The sequence below is a fragment of the Lactobacillus apis genome, from assembly GCF_003150935.1.
GTDB lineage: Bacteria > Bacillota > Bacilli > Lactobacillales > Lactobacillaceae > Lactobacillus > Lactobacillus apis.
Map to the genome: position 1 here is coordinate 238,840 of NZ_CP029476.1, position 14,005 is coordinate 252,844.

General features: G+C 38.1%; 12 protein-coding genes. 11 read left to right on the plus strand and 1 reads right to left on the minus strand.

The window, feature by feature from the left end:
- Positions 1–430: 430 nt before the first annotated feature.
- From DKL56_RS01125 to DKL56_RS01145, 5 genes are read left to right on the plus strand one after another with little or no spacing between them, the layout of a single operon-like run.
- The gene (locus DKL56_RS01125) at positions 431–1,516 is read left to right on the plus strand and encodes an ABC transporter ATP-binding protein (RefSeq protein WP_109715107.1); all 1,086 of its coding nucleotides are present in this window, start codon (positions 431–433) and stop codon (positions 1,514–1,516) included.
- Positions 1,516–2,382, plus strand: coding sequence for a carbohydrate ABC transporter permease (locus DKL56_RS01130; protein ID WP_074425974.1), 867 nt, complete (start codon positions 1,516–1,518; stop codon positions 2,380–2,382). Before DKL56_RS01125 ends, DKL56_RS01130 begins: the two co-directional genes overlap by 1 nt.
- Positions 2,383–3,207, plus strand: a complete 825-nt coding sequence (locus DKL56_RS01135; protein WP_109715108.1) for a carbohydrate ABC transporter permease — start codon at positions 2,383–2,385, stop codon at positions 3,205–3,207.
- Complete coding sequence (locus DKL56_RS01140; RefSeq protein WP_109715109.1) at positions 3,191–4,486, plus strand: MBL fold metallo-hydrolase; 1,296 nt, start codon at positions 3,191–3,193, stop codon at positions 4,484–4,486. Before DKL56_RS01135 ends, DKL56_RS01140 begins: the two co-directional genes overlap by 17 nt.
- A 48-nt stretch (positions 4,487–4,534) precedes the next feature.
- Positions 4,535–5,845 (plus strand): extracellular solute-binding protein, encoded by a 1,311-nt coding sequence (locus DKL56_RS01145; protein WP_109715110.1) that lies wholly within the window; start codon positions 4,535–4,537, stop codon positions 5,843–5,845.
- Positions 5,846–5,902: 57 nt separating this feature from the next.
- On the opposite strand, the gene DKL56_RS01150 is transcribed toward DKL56_RS01145, so the two are convergent.
- Positions 5,903–6,814 carry a LysR family transcriptional regulator gene (locus tag DKL56_RS01150; protein WP_109715111.1) on the minus strand — a complete coding sequence of 304 codons (912 nt, stop codon included), beginning with the start codon at positions 6,812–6,814 and terminating at the stop codon, positions 5,903–5,905.
- Between the two features lie 111 nt (positions 6,815–6,925).
- Between DKL56_RS01150 and DKL56_RS01155 the strand changes: the two genes are divergently transcribed.
- From DKL56_RS01155 to DKL56_RS01180, 6 genes are all read left to right on the plus strand, one after another.
- On the plus strand, positions 6,926–8,173 hold the full coding sequence (locus DKL56_RS01155) for an MFS transporter (RefSeq protein WP_109715112.1): 1,248 nt from the start codon (positions 6,926–6,928) through the stop codon (positions 8,171–8,173).
- An 11-nt stretch (positions 8,174–8,184) separates the two neighbouring features.
- A complete protein-coding gene (locus DKL56_RS01160) occupies positions 8,185–9,687 on the plus strand; it encodes an FAD-dependent oxidoreductase (protein WP_109715113.1) in 1,503 nt (500 codons plus the stop codon).
- A gap of 249 nt (positions 9,688–9,936) precedes the next feature.
- Positions 9,937–11,247, plus strand: coding sequence for an extracellular solute-binding protein (locus DKL56_RS01165; RefSeq protein WP_109715114.1), 1,311 nt, complete (start codon positions 9,937–9,939; stop codon positions 11,245–11,247).
- Positions 11,248–11,386: 139 nt separating this feature from the next.
- Complete coding sequence (locus tag DKL56_RS01170) at positions 11,387–12,304, plus strand: magnesium transporter CorA family protein (RefSeq protein ID WP_074426120.1); 918 nt, start codon at positions 11,387–11,389, stop codon at positions 12,302–12,304.
- A gap of 13 nt (positions 12,305–12,317) precedes the next feature.
- Positions 12,318–13,247, plus strand: coding sequence for a serine hydrolase (locus DKL56_RS01175; RefSeq protein WP_109715115.1), 930 nt, complete (start codon positions 12,318–12,320; stop codon positions 13,245–13,247).
- 186 nt (positions 13,248–13,433) lie between these two features.
- Positions 13,434–13,997: a TetR/AcrR family transcriptional regulator gene (locus DKL56_RS01180; protein WP_046306049.1), complete on the plus strand. Its 564-nt coding sequence runs from the start codon at positions 13,434–13,436 to the stop codon at positions 13,995–13,997.
- Positions 13,998–14,005 lie beyond the last annotated feature (8 nt).

A 14,005-nucleotide genomic window follows, 5' to 3' on the forward strand; every position in this document is an offset into this window, starting at 1 on the left:
ATGCATGATCTAAAAGCACATTCCTAACGACAGTCATGGGAGTGTGCTTTTTGCATGCGGTCAAAGATGATATTATTCTTAAGTTATTTTATATATATAAATATCTAAGCAACAGAATTAGATGAAAAAGATAAAATTAATATTCGGATTAAAAAAGCACTTTATGGAAAAATTGCTTCAAAGTTGACTTGGCAAGTTTAGTTAGCAATTAGGTTGAATCGAAAGATTAACAAAAGCAGAACATTATGAATGATTCGGCGTCAATAATTTGTAGTTTTAGCCATAAAAACGAATATTGAAAGAAAAAGCAAGTGTTTTTTAATCGAAGTACGAATTTTTATTAGACAAAATCAGTTGTATTCAGCTAGTTTTTATCATAAAATTAGTGAAGAAAAACTTTAAGCAATACAAGATATAGTGGTGCAGATTAATGGATAACAACAAATTCGTTGAAGTGAAAAATCTCAGAAAAGTTTATGATAATGGACATGAAGCAATCAAAAATGTCAGCTTTTCTGTTAAAAAAGGTGATTTGGTTTGTCTCTTAGGACCTTCTGGCTGTGGGAAGACAACCATTCTGAATATTTTAGCAGGTTTGCTTAATCCAACTTCAGGTGAAATTCTTTTTGACGGGAAGTCAGTAGTAAATGTCGAGCCTAAGGACCGGCATATTGGTTACGTTTTTCAAAACTACGCATTGTATCCTCATATGACAGTCTTGCAAAACGTAATGTTTCCTTTAATAGTGGGCAAAAACAAAAAGTCTAAACCTGAGGCGCAAAAAATTGCCGAAAAGTATATGGAATTAACACAGATTACTGAATTAGCTGATCAAAAGCCTGGTAATTTATCTGGTGGACAGCAACAGCGAGTAGCGATTGCGCGTGCGTTAGTTCAAGAACCTAAGATTCTTCTGATGGATGAGCCTTTGAGTAACCTTGATGCTAGATTGAGATTGAAGATTCGTGAAGAAATTCGTTCTTTGGTTAAATCTGTTGGTATTACAACCTTATTTGTTACTCACGACCAAGAAGAAGCCTTATCAATTGGTGACAAAATTATTTTATTTAATGATGGTGTTATTCAACAAGATGACTTGGGTGAAAACTTCTATTTAGAGCCTAATAATTATTTTGTTGCTAACTTTGTTGGTAACCCCGTAATTGACAACTTTAAGGTAACAAAGACCGATGATGAATTGCAGGGAACTGACTTCACTATCAAGTTAGCCGATTTAGATGAATCACGCTTTAAACGCTCAATTCCTAATGGCGAATATTTATTATCCGTTCGCCCTGAGAACATTGTTCCTGCTTCAGACGGTATCCTTAACGTGAAAGTTGATGATGTCGAGTTAATCGGTCGAGAACGTATACTGAAATTCACACATGATGACTCTCAAGCGCGTTCTTTGATTAGTCTTGAAGTACCAGTTAATCATGGTGATCAAGTTAACCTTAAGATGAGACTTGATCGTGTATTTCTATTTACACCTGATGGGGAGCGGGTTTACTAATGAAGACCAATCAGAAAAAAGCGTGGCTGTATTTAGCACCAACAATTATCTTTGTAACTTTATTCAGTATTTATCCTATTTTACGTGCCTTTGGTATGAGTTTCCAAAGTGGATCACTAATCGATTTAACTTGGACGGGATTCAATAATTATAAGTACATTTTTAATGATCCCGAATTTTGGTTGGCAATTAAAAACACCTTACTCTATGCCGTAATTTCGGTACCAGTTGGCTTAGCAATTTCAATCATGCTAGCTTGGATTATTTTTGACAAAGTTAAACATAAGGCATTGTTTGAGACCACCTTTTTCATGCCATATGTAACGTCAACGATTGCAATCGGAATTGTCTTTCGTTACATTTTCAACGGCGATTATGGGATGTTGAACTTTTTGCTGCGGGCTGTGCATTTGCCCGCACCGGATTGGATTGACGACCCAGCAATGTCTTTAACAACTATTATTATTTTCGGTATTTGGTCTTCTTTGGCCTTCAATATTGTTATTCTGATGGGTGCACTTAGGAACATTGATCCTAACTTCTACACGATTGCCGATATGTATGGTGCTAGCGGCAAAGACAAGTTTTGGCGAATTACAATGCCACAACTAGTTCCAACAATTGCCTTTTTGCTGACAATGAATATCATTGGTGCCTTCAAGATTTATACATCAGTCTATGCGCTATTTAATGGTGCAGCTGGTGTTGGTAACTCTGGAACCACTGCTGTGTTCTACATTTACAATAAGTTCCAAACAGTGGGTACTCCAGGGGTTGCAATGGCAGCGACGGTTGTCTTGTTCCTGATTATCTTATTTGCAACATTCTTACAACGTAAGATGATGAAAAAGATAGGAGAAAATTAAATGAAAAAGATTCGTTTAGGTGTTGTCTTCAGCTATATTATCTTATTCATCTTTGCTTTCATCACCGTTTTTCCATTCATTTACATGATACTAGGCGGATTGATGAACTTTCAGGAAACAACATCAATTCCACCAACATTAATTCCGCACCATTTTGAGTGGTCCAACTATGCAAAGGTTTTTGCTAGAGCCCCATTTGGCCGCTACTTCTTTAACACAGTTTTGACAGCAACAGTTACGACTGTAGTTAGTCTATTTAATTCACTACTTGGTGCCTTTGCAATGGTTAACCTGCGCTTCAAGGGTAAGGGTGTCATCCAGATGGTGATGCTTTCTCTCCTGATGGTTCCAGGTGAAGCAATTATTTTTACTAACTATAATACAATTGCTCATCTCGGCTTACTCAACACCTACATTGGGTTGGTTTTACCATTCCTAACGTCAATTTTCTACATGTACTATTTACAAAGTTATTTTGGCTCAATTTCAACCACGATTTACAAAGCGGCGATGATTGATGGCGCGAGCGACTGGGATTACATTTGGAAAATTTTGGTACCAATGTCAAAGAGTGGTCTCTTTACAGTTGGTTTGTTGAGCTTTATTTCAGGCTGGAACTCATTCTTGTGGCCATTACTTGTTACTAACGAAGACACGATGAGACTGTTAAACAACGGTCTGTCTGCCTTTGCTTCTGATGCTGGTAGCGAAACACAATTGCAACTAGCAGCAGCAACATTGACTGTTTTACCGATTTTAATTTTGTATTTCATCTTTAGAAAACGGATTATTAAGGGAGTAGTACGTAATGACATCAAAGGCTAAGACATCTATCACTTTTTATAATGGTCTAACAACTATTGGCGGACCAATGATCGAAGTGGCTTATAACAAATCACATGTTTTGTTTGATTTAGGTGAAGTATATCGTCCTGAATTAGATTTGCCTGATGAAAAATATCAAACTTTGATTGAAAATCAATTGATTGGTGATGTTCCTAACTTTTACGATCCTGAGCTTACCGGAAAGCCAATTGATCATCAACGTTGGGAACATGCTGCTGCCTATATGTCACACTTGCATCTTGATCATAGTAAGGCAATGAACTTCTTGGCACCTGAGATTCCGCTATATGCAGGCCCACTTACTGCCAAGATGATGCCAGCTTTAAACGAACACGGTGACTTTTTATTACCAGCTGCTGGTCATGAAGCAAGTTACGTTCGACCAATTATTGCGGCGGAGTACCGCAAGCCAATTCAGGTGGGTGATATTACGCTTGAAGTTTGGCCAAGTGACCACGATGCTTATGGTGCAACAGGTCTAATTATTACTACTCCAGATAAGCAAATTGCTTACACTGGTGATATTCGCTTGCACGGTTATCACCCTGACTGGGTACACGAATTTTTGGCAGCTGCTAAGAACTGTGATGCTCTGATTATTGAAGGTACCGGTGTTTCTTGGCCCGAAGAAAAACACGATCAATCAAGTGAAGAATTCACTGGTCCAAAGAATGAAAATGAACTGACTGCTCAATTTGTTGACTTGCAAAAAGACAACCCTGAGCGGCAGATTACATTTAATACATACCCTACTAATGTTGAGCGACTCTTGCGCATTATTGCAGATTCACCGCGCCGCGTTGTTTTGCATGCGCAAAGAGCGCACTTGCTCAAGGAAAGCTTGGGCAAGGACTTTGATTACTATTACTTGCCAGGGGAAGAGAAATTTGCAGATTTGCAACCGGAACTAGAAGTTTCTTATCGGGAACTGCTAAACGACAATCATGCATACCTCTGGCAAGCAGTTGGTAATTATACTGACTTACAGGAAGGTGGATTATACATCCACTCAAACGCTGAACCGCTGGGCGATTTTGATCCGGCTTATCAGCCTTTCCTGCAAGCTTTGTCAGATAAAAAGATTGAGTTCAAAGGCTTGCGTTGTTCCGGGCACGCAGATGAAAAAGAGCTCAAGGAAATTATTAAGGAGGTTCAACCAGCAAACTTAATTCCGGTGCACACATTGCATCCGGAGCTGGAAGAGAACCCATTTGGAGAACGGATTTTACCGAAGCGCAATCAAACTATTACGCTTTAGTTAATCAAAAAATTGTTGTTTAGTTTTTATTTTTGGGAGGTTTACCAAATGAAGTTAAGTAAAAAGCTTGCTGCTGCTTTTGCAGTTAGTTTGACATTAGTAGGTACTGCAGCTTGTTCTAATGGCGGAAGCAATTCTTCTTCGTCATCATCTAGCAGTTCATCTAAGATTACCAAGGTTAAGAAGAATACCACTATTACTTTGTGGCACGGAATGACCGGGATACAACAGGATACCTTAAAGGAATTAACAAAGGAATTCGAAAAGGATAATCCTAAGATCAAGGTTAAGTTAGAAAACCAAGGTCAATACAATGACTTGCAAGCTAAGATTAATTCAACTTTGCAGTCACCAAACAATTTGCCAACAATTACACAGGCTTATCCAGATTGGCTACAAACTGCAGCTAAGAATAAGATGTTGGTAGATATGACACCATACATTAACAACAAAGAAGTTGGTTGGGGAAGTGCTAAGGCTTCTGATATTAAAACCGCTCTTTTAGATGGTGCTAAAATTAACGGAACTCAATACGGTATTCCATTTAACAAGTCAATTGAAACTTTAACTTACAATGCTGACATGTTTAAGAAATACGGTATCAAGAAAGCTCCTACTACAATGGAAGAATTGAAGCAGGATGCTAAGACAATTTATGAAAAGAGTAACCATAAAGTTGTTGGTGCTGGTTTTGACTCATTATCAAACTACTACACTTTAGGTATGAAGAACGAAGGCGTAGACTTCTCAAGCAAGATTGACTTTGCTGGTGCAACTTCTAAGAAAGTTATCAACTACTATGCTGATGGTATCAAGGATGGTTACTTCAGAGTAGCCGGTTCAGAACACTACCTATCAGGACCATTCGCTAACCAAAAAGTTGCAATGTACATCGGTACTTCAGCTGGTGAAGGTTTTGTTAAGCAAGGTGTAGGTAACAAGTTTACTTACGATGTTGCTCCACGTCCTGGCAAATACACTATGTCACAAGGTACTGACATCTACATGTTTAACCACGCATCTGCTGATCAAAAGGCTGCTGCATTCATGTACATCAAGTTCTTAGTTTCAAAGACTAGCCAACTTAAATGGGCAAACGCAACTGGTTATATCCCAGTTAACAATGCTGCTGCAGAATCTTCTGAATACAAAGACAACAAGAAGATTAAGTTACCAGCTAAATTGGAAGACGCAATGAAGAACCTCTACAGTGTTCCTGTTGTTAAGAACGCTGGAGCTGCATATGGTCAATTAAACCCAATTATGCAAAATATTTTCGCTGCTGCACAAAAGAAACAAAATGTTAATAATGCAATTAACACAGGCAAGTCAAAATTTGATGCTGCTTGGAAGCAATAAAAACTAAATAGCAAGATTATAAAAAGGATTCGTCTTGATGACGAATCCTTTTTTGCTTTACCACTGCGTTTTTGAAATATTAATGGCCTGTGCAATGTACTTGTTGACTATGTTGATGTTAGCTCTTTTTTCTGAGTTGACTAGTGACAAAATGCCGTAAGACAGTTTTTGATCCGTCTTTAAAGGAATATAGCGCAGATCGGTATCGTCTTTGTTGTATAAAATGCTAGGGACAATACCAATCCCCATTTTTGCCCGGACATATGCAACTAAAATCGAAGAGTCAATTTCCTCTTGGTAGTTAATGTCGTAGGGACTACTTTGTAAACTAAACTTCAGACTTTCAATTGCAGGAAAATTATCGTGACCATTCCACAAATAAATTTGGCGGTTAGCCAAGTCACTAAAATCGATGTTGTTTTTAATAAAAAGACTGTCACCCTGCGGAACAACAACGGAAAAGCCTTTTTGCAAAACTTCGACGTAATGCGTTTCATCCTTTTCGTTAATAATATCTTTTTGCATGAGCATCAAATCAATTGTCCCGTCGCAAATTAGCTTGTTGATATTGTGTTCTTGTCCAGGATCAACGAAAAACGGCTTAAGTTCAAGATTAGTCTGTGTGTTGATCAGCCTTAGTGCAACAGGTAACCACTTTTTTTCAAAGGGCAGATCCGTGTAGCCCATCTTGATTTTAGGACGCATAATGGCGCTACTTTGGCGCAGATTAATAATTGTGTCGTTAATTTCAGCCGTGGAAAGCACCATTTGATTATAAAAAATCTTTCCTTTATCGGTTAATGCAATTTGATGATAGCCACGTTTGAAGAGCTTTACCTGTAATTCCTTTTCTAAGTTCTTGATGTTTTTAGAAACAGTCGATTGTGAGAGGTACATTTTTTGTGCAGTTTGCGTAAAGTTTAGTGTTTTTGCCAAAGTTAAAAAGCAGTTCACTTGAGTTGAATTCATGATCTAATATTCCTTTTTGTCATTATGCCATTCGCTTTTCAGTTTATCACACCCTCATTATTGATGTAATATCAAGCTATATTCAAGAATTAGTATTTAGAGGTGATTTTGATGAATAATCAAAAAAGGAATATTAGGCCGTGGGTTATAATGTGCTGTATAGGTTTGATTTCAGCAGCATGTTTAGGCTCAAGTATGGTTCTAATGGGTTCATTTTTAGCTCCACTAAGCCAAGCTTTGCACACTCAAGTTTCAACCTTATCTTATTACTACACGGTTTTAGTTTTAACAATGGCTGTGATGACACCAAATGTTCCCAAAATTTTGGCTAAGGTAAACAATCGCTTGTTATATGTAATTGCCTGTTTGGCAGTTGCAGTCAGCTTAATTCTGATGCCGCACTTTACCAGTATTTGGCTCTTTTTCATTATAGCCATCATTATCGGGATTGCGATTTCATTTATGTCGTTTACACCAGTTGGTATTTTGCTTGATAACTGGTTTGCGGAAAAAGCCGGTTTTGCGGTTGGACTTTGCTGGGCAATTACTTCTGTTTTCCAAGGAATCATGAGCCCAATTTTATCAGTTTTAATTGAAAAGGTTGGTTGGCAAAGTAGTTTGACGATTTTAGCGGTGATTGTAGCTATTTTAAGTGTGCCTTGTGCTTTGTTTGGCGTTAGCTTCTCACCTGAAAAAGAAGGACGTAAGCCATATGGTTTTAATGAGAAGACGGCACAAAACGATGCAGCTGAAACGGTTAAACCTGTTTCTAATCACGAACTCTTCAAGTCAGCCACTTTTTGGATTTTATTAGTAATCGTAATTTTGCTACAATTCCCAGCTGTCTTAAATCAGATGTTTCCAACTTACGCTGTTTCTGCAGGCTTTGATGGTGCTGCGGGCGGCTTCATGGTTACTTCAGCAATGCTATTTGATATTTTCCTTAATCCATTAGTTGGTTCAACTTGTGACAAGTATGGGGCAGAAAAAGCAAGTTTAGCATGGCTTTTGTTAGCAGTTATCTCTTACGCACTGCTAATTATTGCCACCAATACTCGTTCGGCTGGCTTGGCAATCTTCAGCGCAGGGATTAACGATGTTTTCTATGTATATCTTGGAACAGGTATTACGACAATTGCGACTGCGGCTTTAGGCAGAAGGGCATTTGCTAAAGGTTTTTCTTACATTAACTCTATTGCCTTTTTAATTGGTGCATTCGCAATGCCAGTTAATAACTTGATTGCAGAAAAAATGGGCGGTTTTGTTGCGGTGTACATTTTCTTTGCAATTATCACTGTAGTAATTATGGCCTTAGTAGCCGTTATTGCTAAAAATCACTTTGATCAATCACGTAGTTAGGAAGTATTTTTATGAACAATCAAGAATATGATGTAATCGTTGTTGGTGCAAGTAACGCTGGTGGGATGGCCGCTGCGGCTGCTGCCGAAAAAGGTGCCAAGGTTTTGGTCATTGATAAAATGGGCAGTGCTGGCTATTTATACCGCGAAACGATTGCTGCAATTCACAGTAAAGCACAAAAGAAGGCCGGTGTTGAAATCGACCGTAACGAATTAGTTAACTTTATTTCTACTTTTAACCAAGGAAACGTTGATCAGCGTCTATTAAACGTTTGGGCAGACAACAGTTCAGAAATGGTTGATTGGCTCGATGATGAAGTTTTACAACCCCATGGTGCATACATTAAGGCAACGCCAGATGCGCATTACGAAACTGAACGTAACCGTGCCTTTCCTACAGGAAATGAAGCAACTGCTCCTGACGGTAAGTACTGGCAAATGGGTTACGGTAATTGGGTAATTGCTAAGGCAGAAGAGCTTGGCGCAAAATTTGCTTGGCACACAAAGCTAGAAGAGCTAATTGTTGAAAATGGTCGGGTTGTCGGTTTAGTTGCCAAAAACATGAAATCCAAGAAGACCTCAACTTTTAGAGCGCGTAAAGGCGTAATCCTATGTACTGGTGGTTACGGCTCTAACCAAGCGCTAATGCAAAAATGGAATCCACTTGGCTTAAAGACAAACGTTTATACCGATAGTCAAAGAGACGATGGCTCAGGAATTGTAGCTGCTTTGAAAGTAGGCGCCGCTAAAGATGAAGAACCTGCTTCAATTGTGTTCAACCGTGGTGCAGTTCCAGTTGGAACAAATGCGGAAGACTTCTATGAAGTTGACTTGACTCCTCCTGATGATCCAGGTTACTTATGGCTAGGTTCATATCCAATGCTAAAAGTTAATTTAAATGGTGAACGTTTCTTTAACGAAAGTGCACCATATCAATTCCAAATTACAGCTGCTTCAAAACAGCCTGGTTACTTAAGTGCAATGATCTGGACAGAAGAAACAATGAGTGATGAAAGCCTCAAACAATACCATACATTGGGTTGTTCAAGATTAGGTTTCCCAGGAATCTTTACTGGAGAAGAAGCACGTAAAGAAGTAAATGATCGTTTGAACGAAGGCTTAGTTCAAAAGGCTGACACAATCGAAGAGCTGGCTGAAAAGTTAGGTTTACCAAAAGAAAACTTGCAAAAGACCGTTGACCGATACAATGAAATGGTAAGCAAAGGTCAAGATAGTGACTTTGGTAAAGAAAGCTATCGTTTAGAGCCAGTTAATAAGGCACCATATTATGGGGCGATTGTTGGGGGCAGATTATTAGCTACACTCGATGGACTGCGAGTTAACACTAAGATGCAAGTAATCAACAAGCAAGACAAGGTAATTGAAGGCTTGTATGCAGCTGGTAACTGTTCTGGCGGTTTCTTCTGGGGTATCTACCCAGACCATGTTCCTGGCTTAACTGCTAGTCATGCTCTAACTTTTGGCCGCTTAGCCGGTAAATACGCGGCAGAATAGAAATTTGCGAGACTCGTCCTTTTAGGGCGAGTCTTTTTTATTGCCAAAATTGATCAAGTAGAACAAAAAAATATCATTAGCAAGTTTATCGCTTCAAAAACGAACTTTAATTGCAAAAATAGATTAATATTGAGATAAAAGCGAATGTTTTTGTTGTAATCTTTCTTTTACTGCTATACAATAGACAAGAATAAAATAATTGACAAAAACTTGTTGATTAATCATCGATTTTTGGAGGAAAAATCAAAAATGAATTTTGGTAAAAAACTTGCAGCATTAGCTGTAGCCGGATTAGCTTTAGTAGGTACTGCTGCTTGTTCGAATGGTGGCTCGTCGTCATCTTCAACTTCTGACACAAATAAGATACCAAAGGTAACCAAGAAAACGACTGTTGTTTTCTGGCATGGGATGCAAGGTCAGCAAGAAACTACATTAAAGAAACTTGCTAAAGAATTTGAAGCTAAAAATTCTAATATTAAAATTAAGCTTGAACAACAAGGCGATTATGACAATTTGCAAGCTAAGTTGAATTCTACAATGCAGTCACCAAAGAACTTGCCAACAATTACCCAGGCATATCCTGGTTGGCTTCAAAGTGCCGCTAAGAACAAGATGTTAGTAAACCTAACTCCTTACATTAATAACAAAGAAGTCGGTTGGGGAGGCGTTGCTGCATCAGAAATTAAGCAAGGGATGCTTGATGGTGCCCAAATTAACGGTACACAATACGGTATTCCATTTAACAAGTCAATCGAAGTTTTGATTTACAATCCTGACATGTTGAAGAGGTACGGTATCAATAAGGTACCTTCAACTAATGCTGAATTAAAGCAGGCAGCACAAACAATTTACCAAAAGAGTAATCACAAGGTTGTAGGTGCAGGTTTTGATAACCTTAACAACTACTACGTATTAGGGATGAAAAATGAAGGCCAAAACTTCTCCAGCAAGGTTGATTTTACTGGCAAGGAATCTTCACGCGTTTTAGACTACTTTGTAAAAGGTGAAAAGGCAGGCTACTTCAGAATGCCAGGTTCTGATAAGTACCTATATGTTCCATTTACAAACCAAAAGTTAGCAATGTTTGTTACTTCATCATCAACAGAAACATGGATTAAGCAAGCAGCTAAGAAGGGCTTTAAATATGAAGTAGCTGCTCGTCCTGGTAAGTACACAATGCAACAAGGGACTGACATCTACATGTTTAGCCATGCTAGTGCAATGGAAAAAGCCGCTGCATTCAAATTTATGAAGTTCCTATCATCTAAGGAAAACCAAATTAAGTGGGCCAAAGAAACCGGCTATATTCCAGTTAATGAGGACGCCACGAAGTCAGCTGAATATAAAGAAAATAAAGAATTTAAGTTACCTGCTAAGTTAGAGGATATTCTGTCAACTAACTCATTATACAGTGTGCCTGTAATTAAAAATTCTAATGCAGTATTTAGCCAATTAAATCCAATTATGCAATCAATTTTATCTGCTGCACAAAAGGACCGTAATGTTAATAGTGCAATTAAAACAGGTAAGACAAAATTTGATGCTGCATGGAAGCAATAAAAAATATTTAATAATTAAAAAAGTGGGCTTTTTAGCCTGCTTTTTTAGTTGTCGTTTTGCAAAGGAATGGTAAGATAAGATAAGCAAACCAATAGCTTTCATTATAACTAGAAAGCTAACCAATCTAAGGATGGGGAAAATGATCAAAGAGCAAAGATTTCCGGTAGAAACTAAGTATAAGTGGTATGATATCAGCAATTTGAGTGAAGAAGACAGTAACAAACTGCAAGATGATTTTAATTTCACGCCCGATATGATCTCTTATATTTCCGACCGTCATGAACGTCCGCACTACGATTATGACACCCATACCCATATTCACTTGCTTGTTTATGATGTGCCCATTTGGCCGACACAAACCATCAAGCATTTTACGGCTCACCCGGTAACCTTTTTAGTATCCGGAGAAAACATTTTTACCTTCCATACAGAATCAACTAGTTATGTGTTTGACGAGTTTAATGACCGTGCAATGAGACGCGAATTATCATTAGCACAAGATGTAACCGAATTGTTGATGAAATTTTTGCTGTTTTTATCGCAGTATTTCCAACGTGCAGTTACGCAGCTAGATGTTCAGCGCAATACTTTGGATCAAAAATTGTCTGGTGATATCGACAATAGGGACTTAGTTGAATTATCTAATATTGAAAAAAGTTTGGTTTACTTATCTAGTTCAATCCAAACCAATTTGATGATGCTTCACAGTTTGAAGCTTTCAGAACTTGATTTTACCAAACCTGCTCGTGAGCGCTTAGATGATGTTTTAATTGAGTCTAATCAGTCCGCAGAAATGGTCAAAATTTCGCAACAGGTTACGCAAACTTTATCTGCGACATCTAATAATATGATGAACAACAACCTGAACGATACGATGAAGTTTTTGACAGTTTGGTCTTTGGTTCTGACTATTCCAACTATCCTAACCGGTTTTTACGGCATGAACGTAAGTTTACCTGTAGGTCATAGTTCAACCGATTGGATTTTTATTTCGCTGATTGGAATTGTTTTAATGCTTTGGCTGATCATCTTGATGAAACGACACCACTTCTTTTAATTGAGGTAGATATATGAAAAACAAGGTTATTATTGGCTCACTAATTACTACGCTACTTGCTTTTATGCTCTATTCGCTAAATTTAAGGCGGGTACAAAATACAAGTGTTGAAATTGTGGGTCAAAGCCAAAGTGTTAAAAAAGAGCGTGGCAAAGGTAAGCTATCGCATGAGCCAAAAGTTGCTGAAGTAGAATATCCGACTCATGTTCAAATTGCTTCAGGTAGTGATCAGAGTTGGGCCAAGCAGATTGAGAAGCTAATGGGAAAGGATCAGAGCTACCAAGTTGCAGTTCAGGATCTTAATTCTGGCAAGTATGCACGCGTAGCAAATACCACTAAAGCACATGGTGTTACTGGAACTGGGCGCCTATTTTTACTAGCAGCAGTTTTTTACCAAGAAGAACACGGCAAGCTTATCAGTCATTCGGCAATCAAAGTTAAAAAGTCAGACCGCGCTAAAGGCGAAAAAGCTTTGCAGCCTGGAATAGCTTATGGAACAACTTTTTTAAGGCAGACTTTGATGCAGGGGAATAAAACCGCAGGAAATGTTTTACTACGCAAGGTTAAACCGCAAAAAGTTAATGCTATGGCTAAAAAAATGGGAGCTGATTCCACTAAATTTAGCAAAAAATATACAACCAACCCATTAGCTCAAACAACGGCAAGCGATTTGGTCGCCGTAATGGATGACTTGTACAAAAATAAAACACTAAGTCGTCAGTATTCTAATTTAACACTTGGATCATTGAATCAAAATGCGACAGGACAAAAACCAAAATTAGTACAAAAGGTTCATGGTGCGACTGTATATGCGATTGGTGACGATCGGTCTAGTGTTGCTATTATTGAAAATAATGGTCAAGCATACTGTGTAGCCGTGTGGAGCAATTCAAATAAAAAGTTTGATAAACTCGGACAAGTCGTCAATAATTTCTTTAAATAGATAAAATAAATTTAAAAATGCCTTAAGAGCTAACTTGCTTTTGAGGTATTTTTAATGCAGAAATACTGTTAAATCAAGATTTTAGTCAATTTGGAAATTTTTTTGAATTAATCTACAGTCTGTAGATTGTATTCTGCGGTTTGTAGTGTTATATTGTTTCCTATGCTGTCAGAGGGAGGGATGAAGTTGGTTAAAAAAAGAAGCCTTGATCTCGATAAAGTGATTGCTAAGGCAACAGAAATGATTGGTCAAAAAGGATTATCGGCAACAACGCTGCCTAGCTTAGCTAAGGAGCTTGGTGTTCGCTCGCAATCTCTTTACCACTATGTTTCTGGTCGTAAGCAATTATTATCACTTGTTGGTGCAAGTAGGATTAAAATTCTAAGTAAGCAGTTAGTTGACAATCTGATTGGACTTTCAGGTAAAGAGGCATTATTTAAATTTGCAGATATCGTTCGCAATTTTATTTTGAACGATCCTGCATTGTTTAGCATTCTTTATCACCTCAATGAGTATAAGCCGGAAGATGCAATTACTAAGGAAATCATGAACGTAATTGCATTTGCTGACAAACTGAATTTAAGAAGCGACAGCACTGTTTCGCTTCATTCCTTAATTGGCGCTGTTTTGGGTTATATCTTTTTAGATGTGTCCGCGTCGATTGAGGGTGAAACCAGTACCGAGGCTGATCAAGGCTACCATGATATGATTATCAAACTGGTCCAGCCGAAAAATATTTTGGAAGAATAGAGAGGAAA

Coding starts and splice junctions, on each gene's coding strand:
- DKL56_RS01155 (WP_109715112.1), top strand. CDS start 6,926: ATGAATAATCAAAAAAGGAATATTAGGCCGTGGGTTATAATGTGCTGT.
- DKL56_RS01170 (WP_074426120.1), top strand. CDS start 11,387: ATGATCAAAGAGCAAAGATTTCCGGTAGAAACTAAGTATAAGTGGTAT.
- DKL56_RS01165 (WP_109715114.1), top strand. CDS start 9,937: ATGAATTTTGGTAAAAAACTTGCAGCATTAGCTGTAGCCGGATTAGCT.
- DKL56_RS01130 (WP_074425974.1), top strand. CDS start 1,516: ATGAAGACCAATCAGAAAAAAGCGTGGCTGTATTTAGCACCAACAATT.
- DKL56_RS01175 (WP_109715115.1), top strand. CDS start 12,318: ATGAAAAACAAGGTTATTATTGGCTCACTAATTACTACGCTACTTGCT.
- DKL56_RS01160 (WP_109715113.1), top strand. CDS start 8,185: ATGAACAATCAAGAATATGATGTAATCGTTGTTGGTGCAAGTAACGCT.
- DKL56_RS01140 (WP_109715109.1), top strand. CDS start 3,191: ATGACATCAAAGGCTAAGACATCTATCACTTTTTATAATGGTCTAACA.
- DKL56_RS01125 (WP_109715107.1), top strand. CDS start 431: ATGGATAACAACAAATTCGTTGAAGTGAAAAATCTCAGAAAAGTTTAT.
- DKL56_RS01145 (WP_109715110.1), top strand. CDS start 4,535: ATGAAGTTAAGTAAAAAGCTTGCTGCTGCTTTTGCAGTTAGTTTGACA.
- DKL56_RS01150 (WP_109715111.1), bottom strand. CDS start 6,814: ATGAATTCAACTCAAGTGAACTGCTTTTTAACTTTGGCAAAAACACTA.
- DKL56_RS01135 (WP_109715108.1), top strand. CDS start 2,383: ATGAAAAAGATTCGTTTAGGTGTTGTCTTCAGCTATATTATCTTATTC.